General features: G+C 46.9%; 15 protein-coding genes. 3 read left to right on the forward strand and 12 right to left on the reverse strand.

Annotated features, from left to right (window positions below):
- Window positions 1-23 precede the first annotated feature (23 nt).
- Both J2T16_RS07435 and J2T16_RS07440 read right to left on the reverse strand, forming a co-directional pair.
- Complete coding sequence (locus J2T16_RS07435) at window positions 24-1,637, reverse strand: response regulator transcription factor (protein ID WP_221789905.1); 1,614 nt, start codon at window positions 1,635-1,637, stop codon at window positions 24-26.
- A complete protein-coding gene (locus J2T16_RS07440) occupies window positions 1,612-3,405 on the reverse strand; it encodes a sensor histidine kinase (protein WP_090924401.1) in 1,794 nt (597 codons plus the stop codon). The genes J2T16_RS07435 and J2T16_RS07440 overlap by 26 nt, the downstream gene beginning before the upstream one ends.
- A 300-nt stretch (window positions 3,406-3,705) precedes the next feature.
- On the opposite strand from J2T16_RS07440, the gene J2T16_RS07445 reads away from it, so the two are divergent.
- A complete protein-coding gene (locus J2T16_RS07445) occupies window positions 3,706-5,121 on the forward strand; it encodes a hypothetical protein (protein ID WP_221789931.1) in 1,416 nt (471 codons plus the stop codon).
- Here the strand turns inward: J2T16_RS07445 and J2T16_RS07450 are convergent.
- The 4 genes from J2T16_RS07450 to J2T16_RS07465 form a co-directional block, all read right to left on the reverse strand.
- Window positions 5,114-5,725: a DUF4269 domain-containing protein gene (locus tag J2T16_RS07450; RefSeq protein ID WP_499018049.1), complete on the reverse strand. Its 612-nt coding sequence runs from the start codon at window positions 5,723-5,725 to the stop codon at window positions 5,114-5,116. The genes J2T16_RS07445 and J2T16_RS07450 overlap by 8 nt on opposite strands.
- Entirely contained in the window at window positions 5,722-5,934 is a 213-nt protein-coding gene (locus tag J2T16_RS07455; RefSeq protein ID WP_090924399.1) for a YwbE family protein, read from the reverse strand. Before J2T16_RS07455 ends, J2T16_RS07450 begins: the two co-directional genes overlap by 4 nt.
- Before the next feature lie 292 nt (window positions 5,935-6,226).
- Window positions 6,227-7,018 (reverse strand): polysaccharide deacetylase family protein, encoded by a 792-nt coding sequence (locus tag J2T16_RS07460; protein ID WP_499018050.1) that lies wholly within the window; start codon window positions 7,016-7,018, stop codon window positions 6,227-6,229.
- A 79-nt stretch (window positions 7,019-7,097) separates the two neighbouring features.
- Entirely contained in the window at window positions 7,098-9,128 is a 2,031-nt protein-coding gene (locus J2T16_RS07465; protein WP_499018051.1) for a Na+/H+ antiporter, read from the reverse strand.
- A 198-nt stretch (window positions 9,129-9,326) separates the two neighbouring features.
- Here J2T16_RS07465 and J2T16_RS07470 point away from each other — a divergent pair, with 198 nt between their 5' ends.
- The gene (locus tag J2T16_RS07470) at window positions 9,327-9,626 is read left to right on the forward strand and encodes a hypothetical protein (protein WP_499018052.1); all 300 of its coding nucleotides are present in this window, start codon (window positions 9,327-9,329) and stop codon (window positions 9,624-9,626) included.
- 95 nt (window positions 9,627-9,721) lie between these two features.
- On the opposite strand, the gene J2T16_RS07475 is transcribed toward J2T16_RS07470, so the two are convergent.
- Window positions 9,722-10,204: a MarR family winged helix-turn-helix transcriptional regulator gene (locus tag J2T16_RS07475; RefSeq protein WP_090924395.1), complete on the reverse strand. Its 483-nt coding sequence runs from the start codon at window positions 10,202-10,204 to the stop codon at window positions 9,722-9,724.
- A gap of 286 nt (window positions 10,205-10,490) precedes the next feature.
- On the opposite strand from J2T16_RS07475, the gene J2T16_RS07480 reads away from it, so the two are divergent.
- Window positions 10,491-11,621 (forward strand): FAD-dependent monooxygenase, encoded by a 1,131-nt coding sequence (locus tag J2T16_RS07480; protein WP_499018054.1) that lies wholly within the window; start codon window positions 10,491-10,493, stop codon window positions 11,619-11,621.
- A gap of 106 nt (window positions 11,622-11,727) precedes the next feature.
- Here J2T16_RS07480 and J2T16_RS07485 read toward each other — a convergent pair whose 3' ends face one another.
- The 5 genes from J2T16_RS07485 to J2T16_RS07505 are packed head-to-tail and all read right to left on the reverse strand — an operon-like array spanning window position 11,728 to window position 19,546.
- Complete coding sequence (locus J2T16_RS07485) at window positions 11,728-14,307, reverse strand: beta-mannosidase (protein WP_499018055.1); 2,580 nt, start codon at window positions 14,305-14,307, stop codon at window positions 11,728-11,730.
- Between the two features lie 20 nt (window positions 14,308-14,327).
- The gene (locus J2T16_RS07490; RefSeq protein WP_154886498.1) at window positions 14,328-15,929 is read right to left on the reverse strand and encodes a helix-turn-helix domain-containing protein; all 1,602 of its coding nucleotides are present in this window, start codon (window positions 15,927-15,929) and stop codon (window positions 14,328-14,330) included.
- Complete coding sequence (locus tag J2T16_RS07495; protein WP_154886500.1) at window positions 15,926-17,743, reverse strand: cache domain-containing sensor histidine kinase; 1,818 nt, start codon at window positions 17,741-17,743, stop codon at window positions 15,926-15,928. Before J2T16_RS07495 ends, J2T16_RS07490 begins: the two co-directional genes overlap by 4 nt.
- Window positions 17,744-17,773: 30 nt before the next feature.
- The gene (locus J2T16_RS07500; protein WP_090924391.1) at window positions 17,774-18,649 is read right to left on the reverse strand and encodes a carbohydrate ABC transporter permease; all 876 of its coding nucleotides are present in this window, start codon (window positions 18,647-18,649) and stop codon (window positions 17,774-17,776) included.
- A gap of 15 nt (window positions 18,650-18,664) precedes the next feature.
- A complete protein-coding gene (locus J2T16_RS07505; protein ID WP_499018056.1) occupies window positions 18,665-19,546 on the reverse strand; it encodes a carbohydrate ABC transporter permease in 882 nt (293 codons plus the stop codon).
- Window positions 19,547-19,642 lie beyond the last annotated feature (96 nt).

Consider the following 19,642-nt stretch of genomic DNA (forward strand, 5'->3'; position numbering starts at 1 on the left):
AAAGCGCAGCATGCTGCGCCTGATTACATGGTTCTGGATTGTTTGCGAAACTCCTGTGGTGTAATGCCGGTACATTTTTTGAACATTTTCGTAAAATGAGAGTAATTATAGTATCCGACCTTACCCGCAATATCCGTTACCTTGACGGTGGATTGAGATAACAACGTTTTCGCCATGGCCACTCTGCGCTGAAGGATAAACTCGGACAGAGACATTCCCTTTTCTTTACGGAACAAACGTGACAAATATGCCGGGTTAAATCCGGCAAAAGCAGCCAGTTCCTCCCGCATCAGTTCTTCTCCAATGTGGTTTTCAATATAGATACATAACTGATCTACAATCGACATCGGGTTCTGATCATCCGGGTACAATACGGGAATGACACGATCTATGAGATCCAGAGTCCATTGTTTCAACTGCGGTAATGACCTCGTGACTACGGCTTCTTCCGGCTCCCGTTCTCCGGGATACAAGCTGCGAATAGACACATTATTCTGGTGCAGAAGCGGATAGACAACGTGCAACATCGCATGATAATAGAGCCGTAACATCTCTGGAGATAACCCATCCTGGGCAGCAAGTAAATCAAAAATTTCATCCACACGTTCTCGCAAATCTTCTACCTTGCCGGTTTCAAAAAGGATAGACAGCTCCGAGAACCACGGGATAGGCAAAAACCGATCCTCCTGATCCCGATCCCGCTCATCATACACAAAAACCTCTTCGAGCTCTTTAATGTTGCGGCGCTCCATGTCCATGAGTTCATTCAACATGCCTTGCAATTCGGTTACAGCTACCGGTGCACCTACATAACAGGATAGCCGGCAGTAGAAGTATGTGCCGCACTCCTGAATGTAACGCTGACAACGTTGCTCCGCTTCACTAGCAGCAAGGATGACATCATCTTGCTCATAGGCTAGCACTATATTTAAGCCACTGTGATCTTGGAACACTTCACCCGGTTTCTCTCCGAGTAATATTTCTCTCGCTGCATTGCGTAGAGCATATTCCAGTACCTCTTCATCGCGCAGATTAAATTCACGTACCCACTCTTCAACAGAGATCACGATGGGCAGTACACGCACCTCGGGATCAATCTCTGCACCGTACAGTTCAGCAAGTTTTTGCAGCCGTTGTGGAGTAAGTGCACTTCGCTGAGATACTGCGTCCTTCCAGAAACGTTCCGTCAGGAGTGGTTTATGGGTTTTCCAGCGTTTGTATACGGTTTCGTAAACTTCGTTCGTTCGTGTGCGTTGCTCTCCGTCTCTAATCTTCTCCAATGCTCTTATAACTACTTTGAGCAGTTGGTCTGCGGGAGCAGGTTTCAACAGATAATCAAAACTATTCAGTTTGATGGCGGTCTGGGCATAATCAAAGAGCGCATGACCTGTCAGAAAAATCGTCAGAATGCCAGGGTCATGCTTCAATACCCAGCTCTGCAGGTCGAGCCCGGTTTCCCCAGGCATCTCGATGTCGCAAATCAGAATGTCGATAGCATGGGTTCGGATGACCTGCCGAGCTTCCTCCACATCACATGCACCGAATACCTGGTCAATTCCGGCTGCATTCCAGTCCACTCCCTCCAGCATGGCTTGCAGGGCATACACTTCATCATCCACGATCAACAGGTTCCGCATGATTTCCTCCTTCTTGCTCCTCGGTCTGAGCAGGCAAATAAATGCTTACTGCAGCGCCTCCGTCTATCCTATTTTCAAACGTTAACCCGGCCTCCGGACCATACTTCACCAGTAACCGATGTGCAACATTCCATATCCCGATGTGTTGCCCCCCGGGATCTTTGGCATATTCTCCCCGTTGTAGTTGTTCTAGTAGCACGGGCTTGAACCCGACCCCGTTGTCCACAATCTGTAGCAGGAGCATACCATCTTCGGCCTGACTACTGGACGTTTCCGTCAGACGTGCGGTAATCCGAATCACAAATGACTGCATTCTGCGTTGAAAACCATGGATAATTGCATTTTCGACAAAAGGCTGAATTGTCAGCGGCGGAAGCACAACATGTCCCACCTCTGGATCAATATCCAGTTCAAAATCCAGCTTGCTCGGGAACCTTAACTTCTGAATTTCAAGATAATGTCGAATGTGCTCCATCTCTTCGTTTAGCGTGATCACTCGTTTGCCAGCCCTTAAGCTGGATCTGAAATAATCAGCCAGATGACCAGCCATCTGTTGCACCAGTTCATGTTTTTGCAAGGAAGCGAGGCTATGAATAATATTCAGGGAATTCAGATAAAAGTGAGGATTAATCTGCATCTGCAATTGCTTGAACTCCGCCTCTCGCGTACGCAGTTGCTCTTCATATACATCAATCTTCAAATGTTGAATTTCCTGAATCATCTGATTGAAGCTACGTGTCACAAACTCCAGTTCAGACGAAGACGGTGCCTCCAGCGTTACATCGAGTTCCCCTCGGCTAACCCTTCTCATTCCCCGAATAAGCGCATTCATTGGACGGAACAGAAGCTGTCTTAGGAAGAAAAGTGCTGTGATCAAAATAACGGCCGCCCCGATCGGAAGTAGCCTGATGATCTGTTGGAAAAACGGCAGGTTACGCATCATATCTTCCTCTGGCAACAAGACGATATAATTCATATCCGACATGGCTGAGGGAATGCCCACCATTAAATACTGACGAGCAGTACTATCCGGCTCCGAGATGACCTGATACGGACTCTCCAAATCGGTCAAATGATCGCCGACCAGCTTGATCTGCCCCTTATTTAACGTAGAATCAGATAATGCTCTGCCATCAGGTGTAACGATCACCGCTCCACCTCTGTCACCTGATTCAGCAAACTGTTGTGTGTCATTCAGCGCATTCATATCGACCAGTGCGCCAGCATAGAACTGCTGATTGATACGTACCGTTTTCACAAGTGCATTAAATGATCCTCCGCGGACGATGCTCCATTCCGGCCTTTGGATATCCCCTTCGAGCTGCCGCATCTGTGCAGGCATATTGCGCTGTACCACCGATTTTTTAATATCATAATTGCCCGCGGTTGCTAGCAACAGGTCATCATTCACCGCATCATACAAATAAAAAGAATCGATAAGATTATAGAAACCGATATCGGTCATAAACTTGTTCATGATTCGCTGCTTGGCAATGATGTAATCTCCGCTTCCGTATTCCAGAAAAAACAGCGAGATAATATCAGGGTCACGCTCACCCAAGCTGTATAAATATCGATTGGTTTCCTGTAATACACGCTCATTTTGTTCCACGTTTTTGGCCAAATGATTCATATTGGTGAGGGATACCTTATCACGTACGACCTTCATGGCATACACATTGTTATAGTACAACAGCATAAACAGCGGTAGCATGATTAACGTAAGTCCCACAATAAATTTAAAGCGTAATGAACGGATCAAGTTCATACATTAACGTCCTTTTGATTCAGGCTGGCTGAATTTTTTCTAATTTCTACCTGAAGATGGCATGTATATTGTAATCACCTCAGTTTGCCGTTGTCTATCAGGTTCGGTGACCCGCTGATGTGTGTTATCGTGACTTGCTATAGTCGTAGTCCCCTGTCGTGTGTTTGCTCGTTTCACTCATATAATTCTCTGGATGTAAAAAAAATCCTGCTGCCATCTCCACGAACACCTAGGCTTGACATGCATAGGATATAGCACTCCCAGGATCAATGACCAGGGATGCAGGAGGCTGTCATCATGATGAATATTCAACTTGTCCCGTTGCATTATGTGTATTTGGCATTTATTGTCCTGATTATCGCTGTCATGGTTCGGCGCAAAGATACAACCATTATCTGTGTCGCAGGCATTATGACCATCGGACTGCTGGCAACTGAAACATTAAGTGGCTCCGTCACCGGGGTTTTTAACAGTTTTATCTATGCAACGAAGGAATTGTTAAGTACAATCTTTATCATCTCAATTATCGTAGCGATGAGCCGTGTTCTGATCCGCACAGGTATTAATGAAATCATGGTCACACCGCTCACCCGATTTATTCGCACGCCTCAAGCTGCATACTGGGGCATTGGACTTATCATGATGGTCGTATCTTTATTTTTTTGGCCATCTCCTGCAGTAGCCTTGATTGGAGCAGTACTTTTGCCGGTAGCGGTTCGCGTAGGTTTACCTCCGATTGGAGCCGCCATTGCAATGAACCTGTTTGGGCATGGCATTGCCTTGTCAGGGGATTACATTATCCAAGGTGCTCCCAAACTTACTGCAGACGCAGCAGGTATTCCAGTTACGTCAGTAATGGTTGCGAGTGTTCCTCTCGTCGTTGTCATGGGCACGATATCTACTCTTACCGCCTTTTGGATGCTTCGCAAAGAAATGAAGACCCCCAAATGGAAGGAACAGGAGTTTGCTCCACGACAGCAGCCGGCGTCTGAGTCACAGTCAGAACCAAATGAGTCTGCACCAGTTACCACATTGCCTCTTCGTCTGAGAAAAATATTTGCTATACTCATTCCGTTGTTATTCGCACTGGATGTCGTACTGATGTTTGTGCTGAACCTTCAGGGCGGGGATGCAACGGCACTAATCGGGGGAACCGCCGTCGTTATTCTGATTGCTGTTTCCATTGCCGCACACCGCCATAACGGTTCAGAGGAAACTACTAATTATCTTATCGAAGGATTCCAGTTCGGATTCAAAGTATTTGGTCCGGTCATTCCGATTGCCGCATTCTTTTATCTCGGGGATGCTGCTATAACGGAGTTATTTATGAATCCACTTCCTGAAGGGTCACACGGGATCGTCAATGATCTTGGCGTTGCATTTGCGGGGATTGTGCCAATGAATGGAACCGTCGGGGCGATTACGATGACCGTCACTGGAGCTGTAACCGGTCTGGATGGCTCTGGTTTTTCGGGAATTTCCCTCGTAGGTTCCATTGCTGCCATGTTTGCAGGTACGACAAACTCGGCTCCGGTACTTACCGCACTGGGCCAGGTAGCCGCAATCTGGGTTGGCGGCGGAACGTTGATTCCGTGGGCATTAATTCCGGCTGCCGCAATTTGCGGGGTCAGCCCGTTTGAACTTGCGAGGCGTAATCTGAAACCGGTTATCATCGGATTAACGGTAACTACAATTGTAGCGATCTTTCTCATTTAAATGTGACGCGTGAATTGGCAAAGTCCCACAGCTCCGGTTTCTGCAGGCTGGCTAGATCTCTCATTGCTATGTAAGGATCACCCTCTAACCCTAGGACATGGGCGAAGGCAGGCTCTGTTTTCCACCCTGCTTGCTTAAGTCTGCGGATCTCGCGTTGCCCTACCTCTCCCCATAACTGCAACAAACTCCATTCGACCTGCATATGTAAGTAGGCATTCTGCTGATCGACAGGAATTGCTTGGGCAAATATTTCAACAGGCCATAATCCCAAGCTCAGTTTACATGTGACATATACGTTCTGACCTAAGGCATGATCTCCGAACGTCCACTCTGTCCTTCCGTTCACCGCAATGCTCTCTAGTTGCCTAGTCATCTTAACTTGGAAAGCGTTCAGATCTTCTGAATAACACAGGATGTCCAGATCACTATCAGGAAGATGCACGTCAATCGGTACCGTCCCCGCAGGGAACGCAGCGTGGGTAGAAAGCATGAAAAGTAGTCCGCTCTCCTGCAACACACGGTAAGCATCTTGTTGCTGTTGATTGCCAACCGACAGGTGCGCCATTACTTTTTCGGTTGTATCCAGCCTCCCGTTCACACTCATTGCGGATGATTTCCTGCAGAAATTACTTGTTTCACTCGCCCCACTTGACCGTTTGTCAATCTCACCTTGATTCCATGAGGATGTGAAGGAGACTTGGTTAACAGATCCTTGACGATTCCTCTCGTGAGTTTGCCACTGGATTGATCCTGTTTCAGTACGATATCCACCTCTAAACCAGGTCTGATGTCAGCTCTCTTTTGTCCATTCAACTTGTTCACCTTCTCTATTAACATAATACTGTCTGATATAAAGACTTTATCTATTGTAGACGTTTCGATTGTAAAACAAAAGCCTAGGACTTATTTCCAATCAATTTGCAGCATACCCGCCAAACCGAGATTCAATGAATAACTTCACGACAAACAGCCGCAAAGCATCATTGGTTCAGCTTGATTGCGGCTGTGATTAGCTTTAGACTTACTAAAAAATCTTACTTTCCAACGCATTCTAGGTGCAGCTGATTTTACAGATGAATCTTTCAATCGCTCTCAATCGCCTGCACTACGGATGCTTTCGTGGTAATGAGGACGACACCCCGCCCTTGGAAGCTTCACGAGCTTTCACAGCAAGAAGTTCAGATACGGTAACAAATTGATAACCCTGTTCCTGCAGTTTGGGCAAAATCATTCGAAGAGCATCAATCGTATGGGATTTACTTTCCACTTTGTCATGAAACAAAACGATGTCTCCATTACGAGCATTATTTAATACTTTGTTTGTAATCGCTGATACACCAGGTAGAGCCCAGTCTCGAGTATCCTGATGCCAAGACCATAATACGATCGTATAGCCCTTCTGCTTCGCCGCCTGAATCACCATATCGTTATAATACCCCCCAGGAGGTCTGAACAACAGTGGGCGCTCCGCACCAGCATTTACAATCGAAGCTTCTGCCTCTTGCATGTCTTTCAAGTACTTGTCCGCTGTTGTTGAACGAACCGCATACGTGTGTGCAAATGTATGATTTGCGATCTCATGTCCTTCACGTTGCTCCTGCATGACGATGTCAGGAAATTTCTCTGCCCATTTGCCGAGTACAAAAAAAGTTCCCTTCGCATGATACTGTTTGAGCAAAGCTAAAATCTGCGGTGTCTGAACAGGGTCTGGTCCATCATCAAAAGTCAGAGCGATCAGTTTGTCCTGCGTGGGGACTTCCCATACGATCTCTCCCCGTTCTTCATAATACTGACGGTTCTTCTGCACTGGCTTGGCATACGCCCAACTTGTCGAACTGCCAAGGATTGTTCCAGTCAGTACGAACAATGCGATGAATCGGGTAGCTTTCAGGTTCATGTCATATCCTCACTTTGAATTTCATACGTCAAACTCTACGTTAGCATTGCCCGATTCATGCGAACTCATGAATAATCCATTAATCGTTTTTAAGAGCTGTTGCCTCTACATCATTGATATAACGACGTAATCTGGCTGCAACATCGCGTGTAATCTCTCCGTTCTCATACAGCTGTTGTATTGTATTGCGTTGCTCCTGAATAGCTACCATCTGAAGTTCCAGTTTATCCTGATTGAACGGATCTTCCGTCGTCTTATCCTGATTCCACGCACGTAACTTTGCGATCACCCGTTCATATTTGGAAATAACCGCGAGAGCCGCCACACGATTGGAGTCATTCATATGTGCCCGGATGGCTTTGATTGCTGCCTGAGAGGTGCGTAGCTTCACCTTGCGGAACAGTTCGGCATTTTCAAGCATAAAGGGCTGATCTGGTTTGCTGGAACGGTTGGTGAACAGTTGACCCAGCATTCGTCCAATCTCATTGAGCGACGCCAGCAGTTGAGTGTTCGTCCGGTTGGAGAGCATCATCTCCTTACGATCCAGCCAGTTATCACATTTGAAAGCCGCTTCAGGCCCAAGGGCATTTTCATCCATCATCACTTCAATCTCTTTGCGCTCAGCCCGGGTAGCAATTAGATTGATCGCTGTTTCCTGCTTCTGCATTGCTTTACGATTATCTGCTGTAAACTGCCCTGTCGCCTGTTTAATATATTTGGACAGGTCAGACACAACGGCCAGTGCGGCAGCTTTATTTTCATCGTTCATTTCAGACTTGACTGCTCGAATAGCGGCATTCAGCATAATGTCCTGTGCTCTGCGTTCAGATTTCTGAGGTGTATTTTCATCGGAGGATTTCCCCTCTTCCTCGGCTAACACAGGTAACAACGCGCTCGCCGCAATCAGAGAGAACAAAATAACACCAGCCGCCAGAAAAATAATTAAATCACGTTCGGGAAAAGGCGACCCGTCCTGAAGCACAAATGGAATCGAAAATGCTCCAGCCAGTGTCACTGCACCTCTTACTCCCGATAGAGAGAGAATAGTAATCTCCTTGAAGCGTGGTTTGCCAATAGCGGACTTCGCACGTAGCCATTCATTGACTTGCCAGAACAGATAAATCCACAAGAAACGTAACAACACAAGTAGAACGGAGATGATCAGTACATAACCCAGCACCTCGAAGTTATTGAATGATACGTTAACAAAGATCTTACTAAGCACATCGGGAACCTGCACGCCGAGAATGACAAACACCAGACCATTCAATATAAATAAAATAACAGACCAAGTGCTCGCAGACACCACTTGCATCTTAATCTGAACCGATTCTGCCCGGTCACGCTCAATCGCATGAATGATCCCGCCTGCAACCACGGCCAGAATGCCGGAGACCCCGATTTCTTCACTCAAGAGGTAGATGACGAATGGAGTCAGAATCTGAAGCAACATATGAATCGTTACATCTTCCATGCCCAGTCTGCGAATCCATACCCCGAGCCGAATAAACAAAAAAGACATGAGCGCACCAGCAAGCAGACCTCCTACGGCAATGATAATGAAACTGAATGTGGCTTGAGTGAGTGAGAAAACACCCGTAACCGTAGCTGCGATAGCAAATTTAAATGCAACCAGGCCCGAAGCATCATTCATTAATGCTTCTCCTTCAAGAAGTCTATGTATACTTTTGGGCAGATGTACACGTCCGGCCATGGCACCTACAGCAACTGCATCTGTCGGAGAAAGAATGGCCGCAAGCGCAAATGCGGCAGGAAGTGGAATGGTCGGAATCAGCCAGTGTATGGCATATCCGGCAACAGCAACCGTAACAAATACCAGTCCCAGTGCAAGCAAAAGAATCGGTGCTCGCAGATTCCATAGTTCGTTCCTTGGCGTTCTTTTTCCATCGTTATACAATAAGGGCGCAATAAATAGCACAAAAAACAATTCCGGATTCAATGGTAGATGTACACCTGCTGGTAGCAGAGCTACAGCTACTCCCAGTGCAATCTGAATAAGCGGAACGGGAATAAAAGGGACAAACCGGTTCAACACGTTAGATAGACCGATCAGTCCGAGGAGTGCAAGTACCGCAATGAATAGTTCCATGATGACAACCCTTTCCGCTATATAAGTCATGAATCGTTTTATTTTAACAAAAGCATTGATGTTTATAACAAAGTTTTCATATTCATTTACCCACTTCAATCATGCTGATACACATCGTGCCGAAACATTTTGATTGAGTTCATATATAAGATGTACAATATGTTAAGGACATACTCAGTCGGAAAGGAACGTTCAACTATGGCTTTTGGGATTAAACGGCAAGAACTTACAGCTTGGAAAGAACGAGTCGCTCGCGGTGAAATCGCCTATCTCACTCATTTCTGGATCGATTCCAGATTTCCCGGCATAACCAGTGTCACCAAAGTAGGCTGTGCAGACCTTGATCGCCTGGAACAATGGTGTCGTGAACACGGGTTAGACCCGCGTTATATTCACCGAAGACAGCCCTTCCCTCATTTTGACTTAATGGGCAGCCGGCAAAAAGATATTCTTATACAGGAAGGCTTGAACGATCATGTATCTCGCTTTCATCTATAGCTCTGTTATAACACGCAAAACGCCAGTCTTCACATATTCATACCCGGTACCGGGTACGAATGCATGAGGACTGACGTCTTCAGGTGTCATATGCATTAACGATAGGTCTGCTCGAAAGATTTCATATTTTCCAGCAGCTTCATTTCTATTTTTTTGAGCATGCCCAGCATTAACTGCTGTTCTTCCTCCGTAAGCGCTTGTAACAGCTCCCATGTCATGCGGCCACGATTAGCATTCAACGTTCTGGCTAATTGCTCTCCCTCATCCGTTAAGGACAGCCAGACGATTCTGCGATCTTCCTCGCTGCGTTCACGTTGAATCAAATTTTCGCTTTCAAGTTGATTAAGTACAATCGTCGTAGCTCCAGAGGACAGACTAAGCTGACGCGCAACATCAACTGCCATGCAGCGTTTTTCACGTAAAATCATGCCCAATATATGGCTTTTTGTTGGATTCAGCTTGCAGTTTGTTTCTGACTTTTGCTGTTGATCCAATACTTTATTTTTATATCTGAAGAAGGCCTCCAACAATTGATCAACGTTTGCCAATTGCGAGTTTCGCTCCGTATTCGGGCTCATATCCGTTCCTCCTGCCTTTCATTGTAACCTGCCTTATATTGTAACATATTTACACACATTTGGTTGTGAAAAAAAAGATTGCCTAGTGAGCAAAATGGTTGCGTCCCTTTATGTTGATAAAAAATTTGAATTTGGCCTATTGTATATAAAGAACACTTTGTTTATAATAACGTATATCCACTAAGTTACTTTTAGTTACTTAATGATTTAAATAAATCTGTTATCATAAAGTAAACTTCCGTCCACTACTAGATTTTCACTACTATATAGCAAGGGAATAATGTACATGAAATTGATGAAATCTCAGACAAACGATACACTCTACACGGATGTCTGCATTGTCGGGGCAGGGCCCGGAGGCGCCTTGCTTTCATATTTGCTTAACCAGAAAGGTATCTCTACATTACTCATTGAGCGACAGCCTCATCTGCATAAATCATTCCGTGGAGAACTGCTGAATGCAGATGGCGAAGCTATTTTGAACAAACACGGATTATATTCCCATATTCAAGAGCAGGGCTTGTTGCATCTAGAGCAGATTCAATATTGGGAAGAAGGAAACATCATCCATACCATTAACCCCGATCCAAGCAAAGGGGAGCATCATGTTGGCGTTCACGTACCACAAAATCATCTCCTCGAAGCGATTACGGCCCAGACTGAAGCGCTAAGCCCGTTATATCAGGTTCGCTTCAATACAGTCATGACCGGGTTGCTTCGGGACAAAGATGGTCATGTTGTTGGCATTAACGTGCGTCAAAATGGTGTTCCTGCCTCCATTAGAGCATCTGTCGTTATTGGAGCTGACGGTAGATATTCGGCGGTGCGCAAACATGCCGGCCTTGCACCCGAGATTCGCAAACACGGCTACGATCTGTTATGGGCTCGTATTCCTGCCCCACCAGGATGGGAACCTGCCGTTCGTATGGCAAGTATGGATGGGCAACAACTCGCGTTATTTTCACAATACGGCGGTTATGTACAGATTGGATGGAACATTCCCGAAGGAGGATATGCTAAGTTGCGTGAACAACCCTTTGCTCCTTTTGTAGGCAAGCTGGTAGCAGCTTTCCCCTGTCTTGCGGATTCTGTCGCTGCGCATATTAAGGACTGGAGTGACTTTGTGCTACTGTCTGTAGAGAGCAGTTATAGCTCCAAGTGGGCGGAGGATAATGTCGTACTCATTGGCGATGCTGCTCATACGATGACACCTACAGGAGCATTTGGCTTGAATGCTGCGCTTGAGGATGCCGATGTTCTTGCCGAACTGCTTATGCAGATGGCACAGAATGATTTCACATCTTCCGATGTGCTACAGCAACTGCAGGTCATTCGTGGCTCCAAAGTACAGCAACAACTAGCACGTCAAGTGCACATGGAGTCCTCTTTTCAGCAACGGTATGAATCCTTTCGCTGATTGCGAATCCATGAATACACAACATCAGCGGATTTCTTTTTTCGTGATATATTTTTCCGTTCAATCTAAAAAACCTCCACGCCAATGGAGGTTTTTGGAGGTTAAATCAAGCCTCGCTTGCATTCATCGCACTTACTCGCAGCTCTTTAAGTGGTAAAGCTTGCATCTCTGGATGCTGTAGCGTTACTGTGCGGCTCTCTCCTGGCAATAGATCAAAATAGTTATCACTGAATCGAACCCGGCCAACCGGCAACTCCAGCTTCACCATACGTGCAATGGCGACACTCGCATTAACGGTTACGGATTGTTCTTCCTCGTTTACATGAACGCTGAGCCGTGAGTGCGGTAACATCACATCTTTGGGATCACGCAAAAAGTAACGATTCATGGGTGCAACAAACCCTTCGGCTTGCAATTCCACCATCACTTCTTCCGCCCGTTTGGTTCCAAGCACTTCGGCTTCCTCTAAAGCTGTGATCTGCATAGATGACTGAGCGGGTACCTTCACTCCATATGCTGAAGTGTACAGTCGCTCTCCAGTCAAACCATAAACATTCAGTCGAAGTTGTCCTCCCACTTCATCCTGTGTATCATTAACTACCCATACGTTAAGCGAATGTCCTGGCTCATGCTCGAGCGACAATAGTACAGGATGAAAGAACGTTTTGGCATAATAAAAGGAAGCCTTCGGCAGCAGTTCATAATCGATCATCGACCAGCTTGTTCCCGGCCAGCTATCATTCAGCTGCCATACCAGCGCACCGCTGTTACGGTCATTGATTCGCCTGAAATGTTCTATCCCATAGCGTAGCCCCTCTGCCTGGGTCAACATGGAGAAGTTCATGTAATCCTCTACATTTTGTGGAATGCCCGTGTACCCTTCCATTAGCAAAATACCTTTCTGATGATTCGTATCCTTATTACGATAGGCCATTTCGGGACTCCCCCAGTAAAACTGGCCGGCAGGTATATTTTTCTCCAGCGTATACCGATTAGCTGAAGCATGCATGCCAAATTCACTGCTGAACAGTGCTTGATCCTTTTTATAATTTTTGAACGTGACCCCTTCAATGCTATAGTCCAGCACAGGTACTTCTCCCTGTTTCCTCGGGTATACAGAACCGTGCCACACTTGCCAGTTGTGCCGATCTCCGGTATCCGGGTCATTCGCATCCTGTCCATGATCTGCGCCATAAGGTGAAGAAGGCCAGTACGGCCTGGACGGATCAAGCCGCTCCAACGCCTCAGGAATCAGTTTGTGGTAAATCTGTTCGCCGTAGAACGGACTTGCGATATCACCGCTAGCTGTTTTCATGTCATACAGCCAGTCGATTTCATTGTTGCCACACCAGATCGCTAGCGAAGCCCGGTTACGTAAACGAAGTACGTTATTCTCGACCTCTTGCTGTACATTTTGCATGAAGTCACGATTGAAATCCGGAAATAAAGCGTTGGCAAAGGCAAAATCCTGCCAGACAAGTACCCCTTGCCGATCACATTCGTCGTAAAAGACTTCTTTCTCATAGATGCCGCCTGCCCACACACGCAGCATGTTCATATGTGCTTCAACGGACAGTTCCACAAGCTCGCGGTACCGCGAATTCGGAATCATTCCAATCAGCTGATCGGCAGGTATCCAGTTTGCTCCCTTGGCGTAGATTTTGACCCCGTTCAGGATAAAAGCAAACCGGCTCTCTCCCTGCTCATTATGCAAAGCTAGCTCAATCGTCCGTATGCCATATGACTGACAGTACCGATCCACTGCTATATCATCTGCATACAGCGTAACTTCAAGTGTGTACAGATAGGGTTCCCCCAGATCATGAGTCCACCATAAGCAGGGATGAGCCACATCTAACGTTACATCTGCTTTCCCCTGTTTTACAGGCAAAGAAATAGCGCTGGCTACAACCTCTCCTTGCTGATCCAGAAGACGGATATCACAAGTGGTCACAACTGGCTGTGTCCGTTCTTGCTTGCTACGCAAAGATAAAACAGATTGAACCTCTGCAGTGACTTGTACTTGAGCCTGTTCCTTGCTTACGGCGTTGTTTCGGGCATACACATGTTGCAGTTTGGCAATCGTGCTTCGCTCCAGACGGACCGCTCCCCAGATCCCTACCGTAACGATGCGTGGCCCCCAGTCCCAGCCAAAATTCATAGCCGCTTTACGCAGCCACGGGCGTTCTTTCGTATACGAAGACCAGTCAAACGTCTCCTTCTCACGATGATGAAGATGAAGCGGGTCAAAGCGTACCGCAATCGCATTCCAGCCGCTTCGCACCAGACGGGTCACATCCAATGTATGAGACATCAGCATATTAGCGGTTTTTCCAACCTCATGTCCATTGACATATACCGTTGCAAACGTGTCCAAGCCTTCAAGCACAAGTTCAATACGTTCCTCGGAAGATGCACCCGCGTCCAAATTAAAGGTGGTGCGATACCACCACTCCTTCTTCTCGATCCAGCGACTCTTGACATCGTTATGTCCAAAATAAATCGGATCTATAATGCCGCGCTCTGCAAGTGCCCCATGAACATCACCAGGCACGGTTGCCCCGATCCAGAATCGGTCATCCAGCGCTGCAGCGGCAACATCCATTGCTCGCTTTTCTTCAACCTCGTAATGTTGTATCTTCCACTGTCCTGATAAATCCTGACTTGTACGACAAACGTTGACCATTGTACTCCTGCTCCTCCCGTCTAGCTGCCTGAAGATTTAAATGCAAGTGCCTGCTCCCGGTATTCACTCGGTGTTTTGCCTGTATGCTTTTTGAACAGTCTGCTGAAATACTTCACATCCTCATAACCGCTAATTGCTGCGATTTCACTGACCTTTGCCGGAGACACAACGAGCATATCCATTGCCCGCCTGATCCTCATATCTGTAACAAAGTCACCAAAGGTTACACCCATTTCTTTTTTAAACAATTCACTAAGATGTCCTGGATGCAAATGAACCTGTCCGGCCACCTGCTGCAAGCTAATATCCTGTGCCAGTGCATTTTCAATATAACCTATCGCTTTCTGCACATGTGCGGCCTGCCCTTGTCCCATACGACTGTGATATGCCTGCATCACATCATATAAATGGTGGAACAATTCATCCCCGATCTCTGCCGGTTTCTTGTCGGTTTCAGGAGTCCAAGGCTCAAGCCTGGAGGGTTGTTCCCTTCCAATCGCTTGAAGTGTTCGCGCTAGCCAGCGGTGTCCTGCAATGATTACCGAATGTAGACAAGCTACATATGATCCTGGTGTGACATCAGGTTCTGCAATCAACCTCGTAATCAGTTCACGTATCCATGTTGTAAGTGTGACTGGATCATTGTCCATGAGCAACGTACCGAGGGTAGTCTCCTCCTCATGTGTCAACACCGTTTTGCCACCTCGCCTGCCGTTAACCTCTTGATATCGCCACACTTTGGTATCCAGCAGTCCACGGTACTGTAAAGCTAACAACGCCGTTTGATAACTACGGTGCAATTCAGAAGAGTGGTTAACAGGTTCACCAAGCACAGCGCGAAGTGAACATTTCAACCATGCCTCCATACGATCTATGCCTTCCTTGATCCTGTATACGCTTACTTCATTTTCGGAAGCCACAGGTAGAACACAGACAATATATTGTTTGTCAACCTGAGCAATCGTTCCTGGGAGCACTTCTTCAATCATATTCTGCACTGCAAACCGGAGCAGCGCATCCGAAGAGCGGCCCCAACCCTCTGCCTCAATCACAACAACTTGCCTGCTCACAGGCCGTTTGTCGCCACTAACTTGCTCTATGGATTGAACGGGGAGCGCATGTTCCTCATCAAATGCGAGAAAGGATGGGCAACTCCCCGAATTCGTATGACCTTCGATCACCCATCTGGCAAACTTCCTCTCCCGGTTCTCACGTAACAATTGTCCCTCACGGGACTTCTCTGCCCATCGTTCTGTAATTCTTCCTTTGGCCTGCAGCACCGTTTTGATGATCTCTTCCGGTTTGCTCGTTTTCAAGAGATAGTCTGTGACTCCATTACGGATCGCTTGCTGGGCGTAAGAGAAATCATCGTAACCCGATAAAATAATGACCTCCAGCTCCGGAAGCAGATGCTGTGCTTCTTCCGCTAGCTCCAGCCCCGACTTGCCGTTCATTCGAATATCGGTCATCAAAATATGCGGGCGTTCCTCCGCTAGTCGAGTTAAAGCCTCCTCGGCAGAAGCAGCTGGCGGAAGAATCTCAATGCCAAGTTCATGCCAGGCGATCACACTCGCGAGCCCTGTGCGAATGATGACTTCGTCGTCCACAATCAATAATCTCATGGCGATTCCTCCAGAATTGGAATGGAGAACGAAATTCGGGTGCCCCCACCCTTTTTGCTGTGTATTTCAAGTAACGCATCCGTCCCATAGTGAAGAAACAGTCTTTCGTTTACATTACGGAGACCATACCCTCCATCGGACAACGACTGCCCCAGTTGCTTCCCTTGGGAATGACTACCCTGCGGCAACATGTTACTCTCATCCGCGGGGATAATACTGGCCCGCAATTGCTCCAATTGCTCCAGTTCCATGCCCGCACCGTCGTCCAGTACCAAAATGTTCATGCGCTCAACCGCGGAATCCTTCTGAATCATAATCGTTATCGTGCCTTGGTTTCCTGCCTGTTGAATCCCGTGAATCATCGCATTCTCCACCAGTGGCTGTAGCAGAAGCTTTAACATCATTCGTTGCTCCAATGCAGGATCAACAATATAATGCAGCACGAATTGATCCGGAAAACGAATCGACTGTACCCGTACATAATGACGGATATGCGCAATCTCCTGGGCAACCGGGCAGTAATCCTGTCCCTTATTCAAACTGATTCGTAGAAAATCACTTAGTCCCTCTACCATATCCGCGATCCGGTTTTCTTTGGACATCAGCGCGATCCAATGAATGGAGGAGAGCGTGTTATACAGAAAATGAGGATTAATCTGAGCCTGGAGTACACGTAGATCTGCTTCTTTTTTGCGAGCTTCCCCACGAATGATCTCTTCCTTAAGCCATTCAATATGTGCACCAAGCAGATTGTAACTTTCCCCAAGCTTGCCAATCTCGTCATCGCTTTCTGCTCGGAATAACGGCAAGGGACGCTTCGGATCAATTCGAGACAAATGTCTGGTTAATACAAGCAGCGGCCTCGTAACCCTGCGAACCGTGAACCAGACCAAACCACCGCTGATTAACGCTGACAAGGCAACCGCAATTGCTGTCAAAATGATAATGTAACTATTCTCTGAACGGTAGTGCTCATAAGGAACCATACCAACCAGCGTCCACCCCGTCAGTTCCTCAGGGTAATAAAGGACCGTATGTTTTCTTTCTTCCTCACCATAAGTAATCGTCCCACTATGCCCCTTCTGAATACGCGTAATCAGTCCCGGTTCGAGATCAGATACATGTAGCCCAAGCCGGGATTTATCCATGGAGGACAGAACCTCTCCTGTGTTGCCAATCACTTCAAGGCTACCTTCCCCTCTACCCAGTCCAAACGCCGGCCATCCTTTAGAGATCGCATTTTCATTTAAACTGATGCTAAGCCAGCCGATGGGACGATAATTGTGGATGCTGCGAATTGGCCTGATCAACGTAATGACGTTTTGAATTCCAGCATAATTGCGAACGGGATATACACCCGTCCACCTTTTATCCGCGTTTCCACTAGGGAGAGATGGGGAAAACAGACTGCCTCCGTCCGGTTCATACCAAGTGGCCGTGGACAACGCAGCATCAAAGCGTCCGGGATAAATGGCAATGTTCGCAATGTACTTTTTGGATGCGGCCAGATTGGTCATTCGGCCCACAATATCCAAGCGATCTGCTTCATGATCCTCGTCCCGGCTTAGATACTGCTGAATATCCCGTTCTCCAATGAGGAAAATCGATAAATTCTCTGCATCCTGAAGCATATAACGAAGATTCGCTTCCACTTGTTTCAACGTGTCCATCCCGGACAGCTTCGTTTTTTCCTCCGTAATGCGTGAGGCGAACAGGAAAGCAAATAGTCCAAGCGCTACAAGTGGCACAATCATCGAAGCTGTGACAACCACGGATAGTTTTCGTTGCAGTGATGATGTAAGCCAGCGAACCAAATCTGTTCCTCCTTTGGATGCGCCCCTCGCTTACCCTTTGACTGCACCTGCTGTCATGCCCTTCATCACCTGTTCCTGAAAGATTAAATAGACAATGATCGTAGGAATAACCGATAGGGTCATGGCAGCAAGCGTTAGACCATAATCGGTCTGATATCCATCTGCGAAGTTTGCAATGGCAAGCGGTAACGTTTTCAATCCTGTTTTATTAATAAATACAAGGGCAAAGGAAAAGTCGTTCCACGCATGTAAAAAACTCAAAATGGTCACCGTAGACAGTGCAGGAAGCGACATGGGAAGCATGATCCGGGTAAAAAGTCCCCAAAGGCCGGTTCCATCCATAAAAGCTGCCTCTTCAATATCGCGCGGAATGCTGACCAGATAAGCTGTCAACACAAAGATTGCCGTTGGCAAAGCAAACGCAGTATACGGCAAGATCAAAGCCCAATACGTATTGAGTAAGGACATCTGTTTCATCAAAATAAACAACGGAACAAGTGTACTATGAATAGGAATGAGCATGCCTACAACGAAAAACGTCATAATCAGCCCTTTCCAGCGAAACTGGAATCGTGCCAGAATGAATGAAGCCAGCGCCGCGATAAACAGCGTCAGGATCAGCGAGCCAATCGATACGGTTAGTGAATTGCCAAAGGCCGTTCCGAGCTTCGAGCTTTCCCAGGCATTTGTAAAATTGGCCACATTCCAGTGTGCCGGTAGACCAAAAGGTCTGCTGTAGAAATCCTCATTTGTTTTGAACGCACTAATCACAAGCCAATAAAACGGATACAATGTTAAAATACCATAGACCGTCAGCAGCGTCCAAAAGATTCCTTTACGAATCTGCCGAATGGAATGCCCTGCATGGCCTCGTGGTGTTGATATAGTCACAGGTGTTGTTCGCATGAGCGTGCCTCCTTTCTATTCGTTTTCTTTACGCTTCCGACTGGTCACCCACTGGCTTGTTCCGATGAGTAACAAGGAAATCAGAACAATCGTTGTAGAGATCGCACTACCAAAACCATATCGGTACGTTGTAAACGTAGAGTTATACATATACGTAGCGAGCAACTCCGTTGCGTGAGCTGGTCCACCTTTGGTCATGATGTAGACCAGATCAAAGGACTTCAGACTGCCTGAGATACATAAGATAATTGCAACTTGTACCGTGCCCCAAATCATCGGCAGAGAAATAGAAACCAGTTTGCGGAGTCCAGATGCGCCATCTATTTTGGCTGCGTCATGGATTTCACCCGGGATGTTCTGCAAAGCGGAGATGAAAATAATCAGATACAGTCCAACAAAACTCCAGAGCAAGGGTGGCACAAGAGAAAATATGGCGATCTTTGCATCGGACAGCCATTGCAGCTTCCAACTCTCCAGCCCTAGTGCATCCAGCAGGAAGTTCAAGATACCGATCTGTGGATGGTAGATATACTGCCAGATCATGCCGATGACCACGGTGGACAATACCATCGGCAGAAATACGGCCGATCGCAGAAAGCGCTGGAGCGGGTTGCTTTTGTGTAACATAACTGCCAACATGAGTGCTAATGGAATCTGACCGAACACCGAAGCAAGCACAAAAATGACATTATTTTTCAAAGCCCTCCAAAAGATCGCGTCATTCCAGATTTCCACATAGTTGCTGAGGCCAATATATGTCGATGCACCAATGCCAGACCAGTTAAAAAAGCCGTAGTATGCTGACCACACAACAGGCACAAATACAAACAATGCATAGATAATAACTGCCGGTGCAAGCCCCAGCATAATAAAACGCCGACTTTGCAATGCGTTCAATGGCTTCACTTCCCCTCGTATTGCCTTTCTAATCTGTCCGGTATCGGACGTTAACTTCTTATCTAAAAACCCCTCCCCTGCCGGGAAGGGGAATGA

This window comes from Paenibacillus intestini (assembly GCF_030803945.1).
GTDB classification, from domain to species: Bacteria; Bacillota; Bacilli; order Paenibacillales; family Paenibacillaceae; genus Paenibacillus; species Paenibacillus polysaccharolyticus.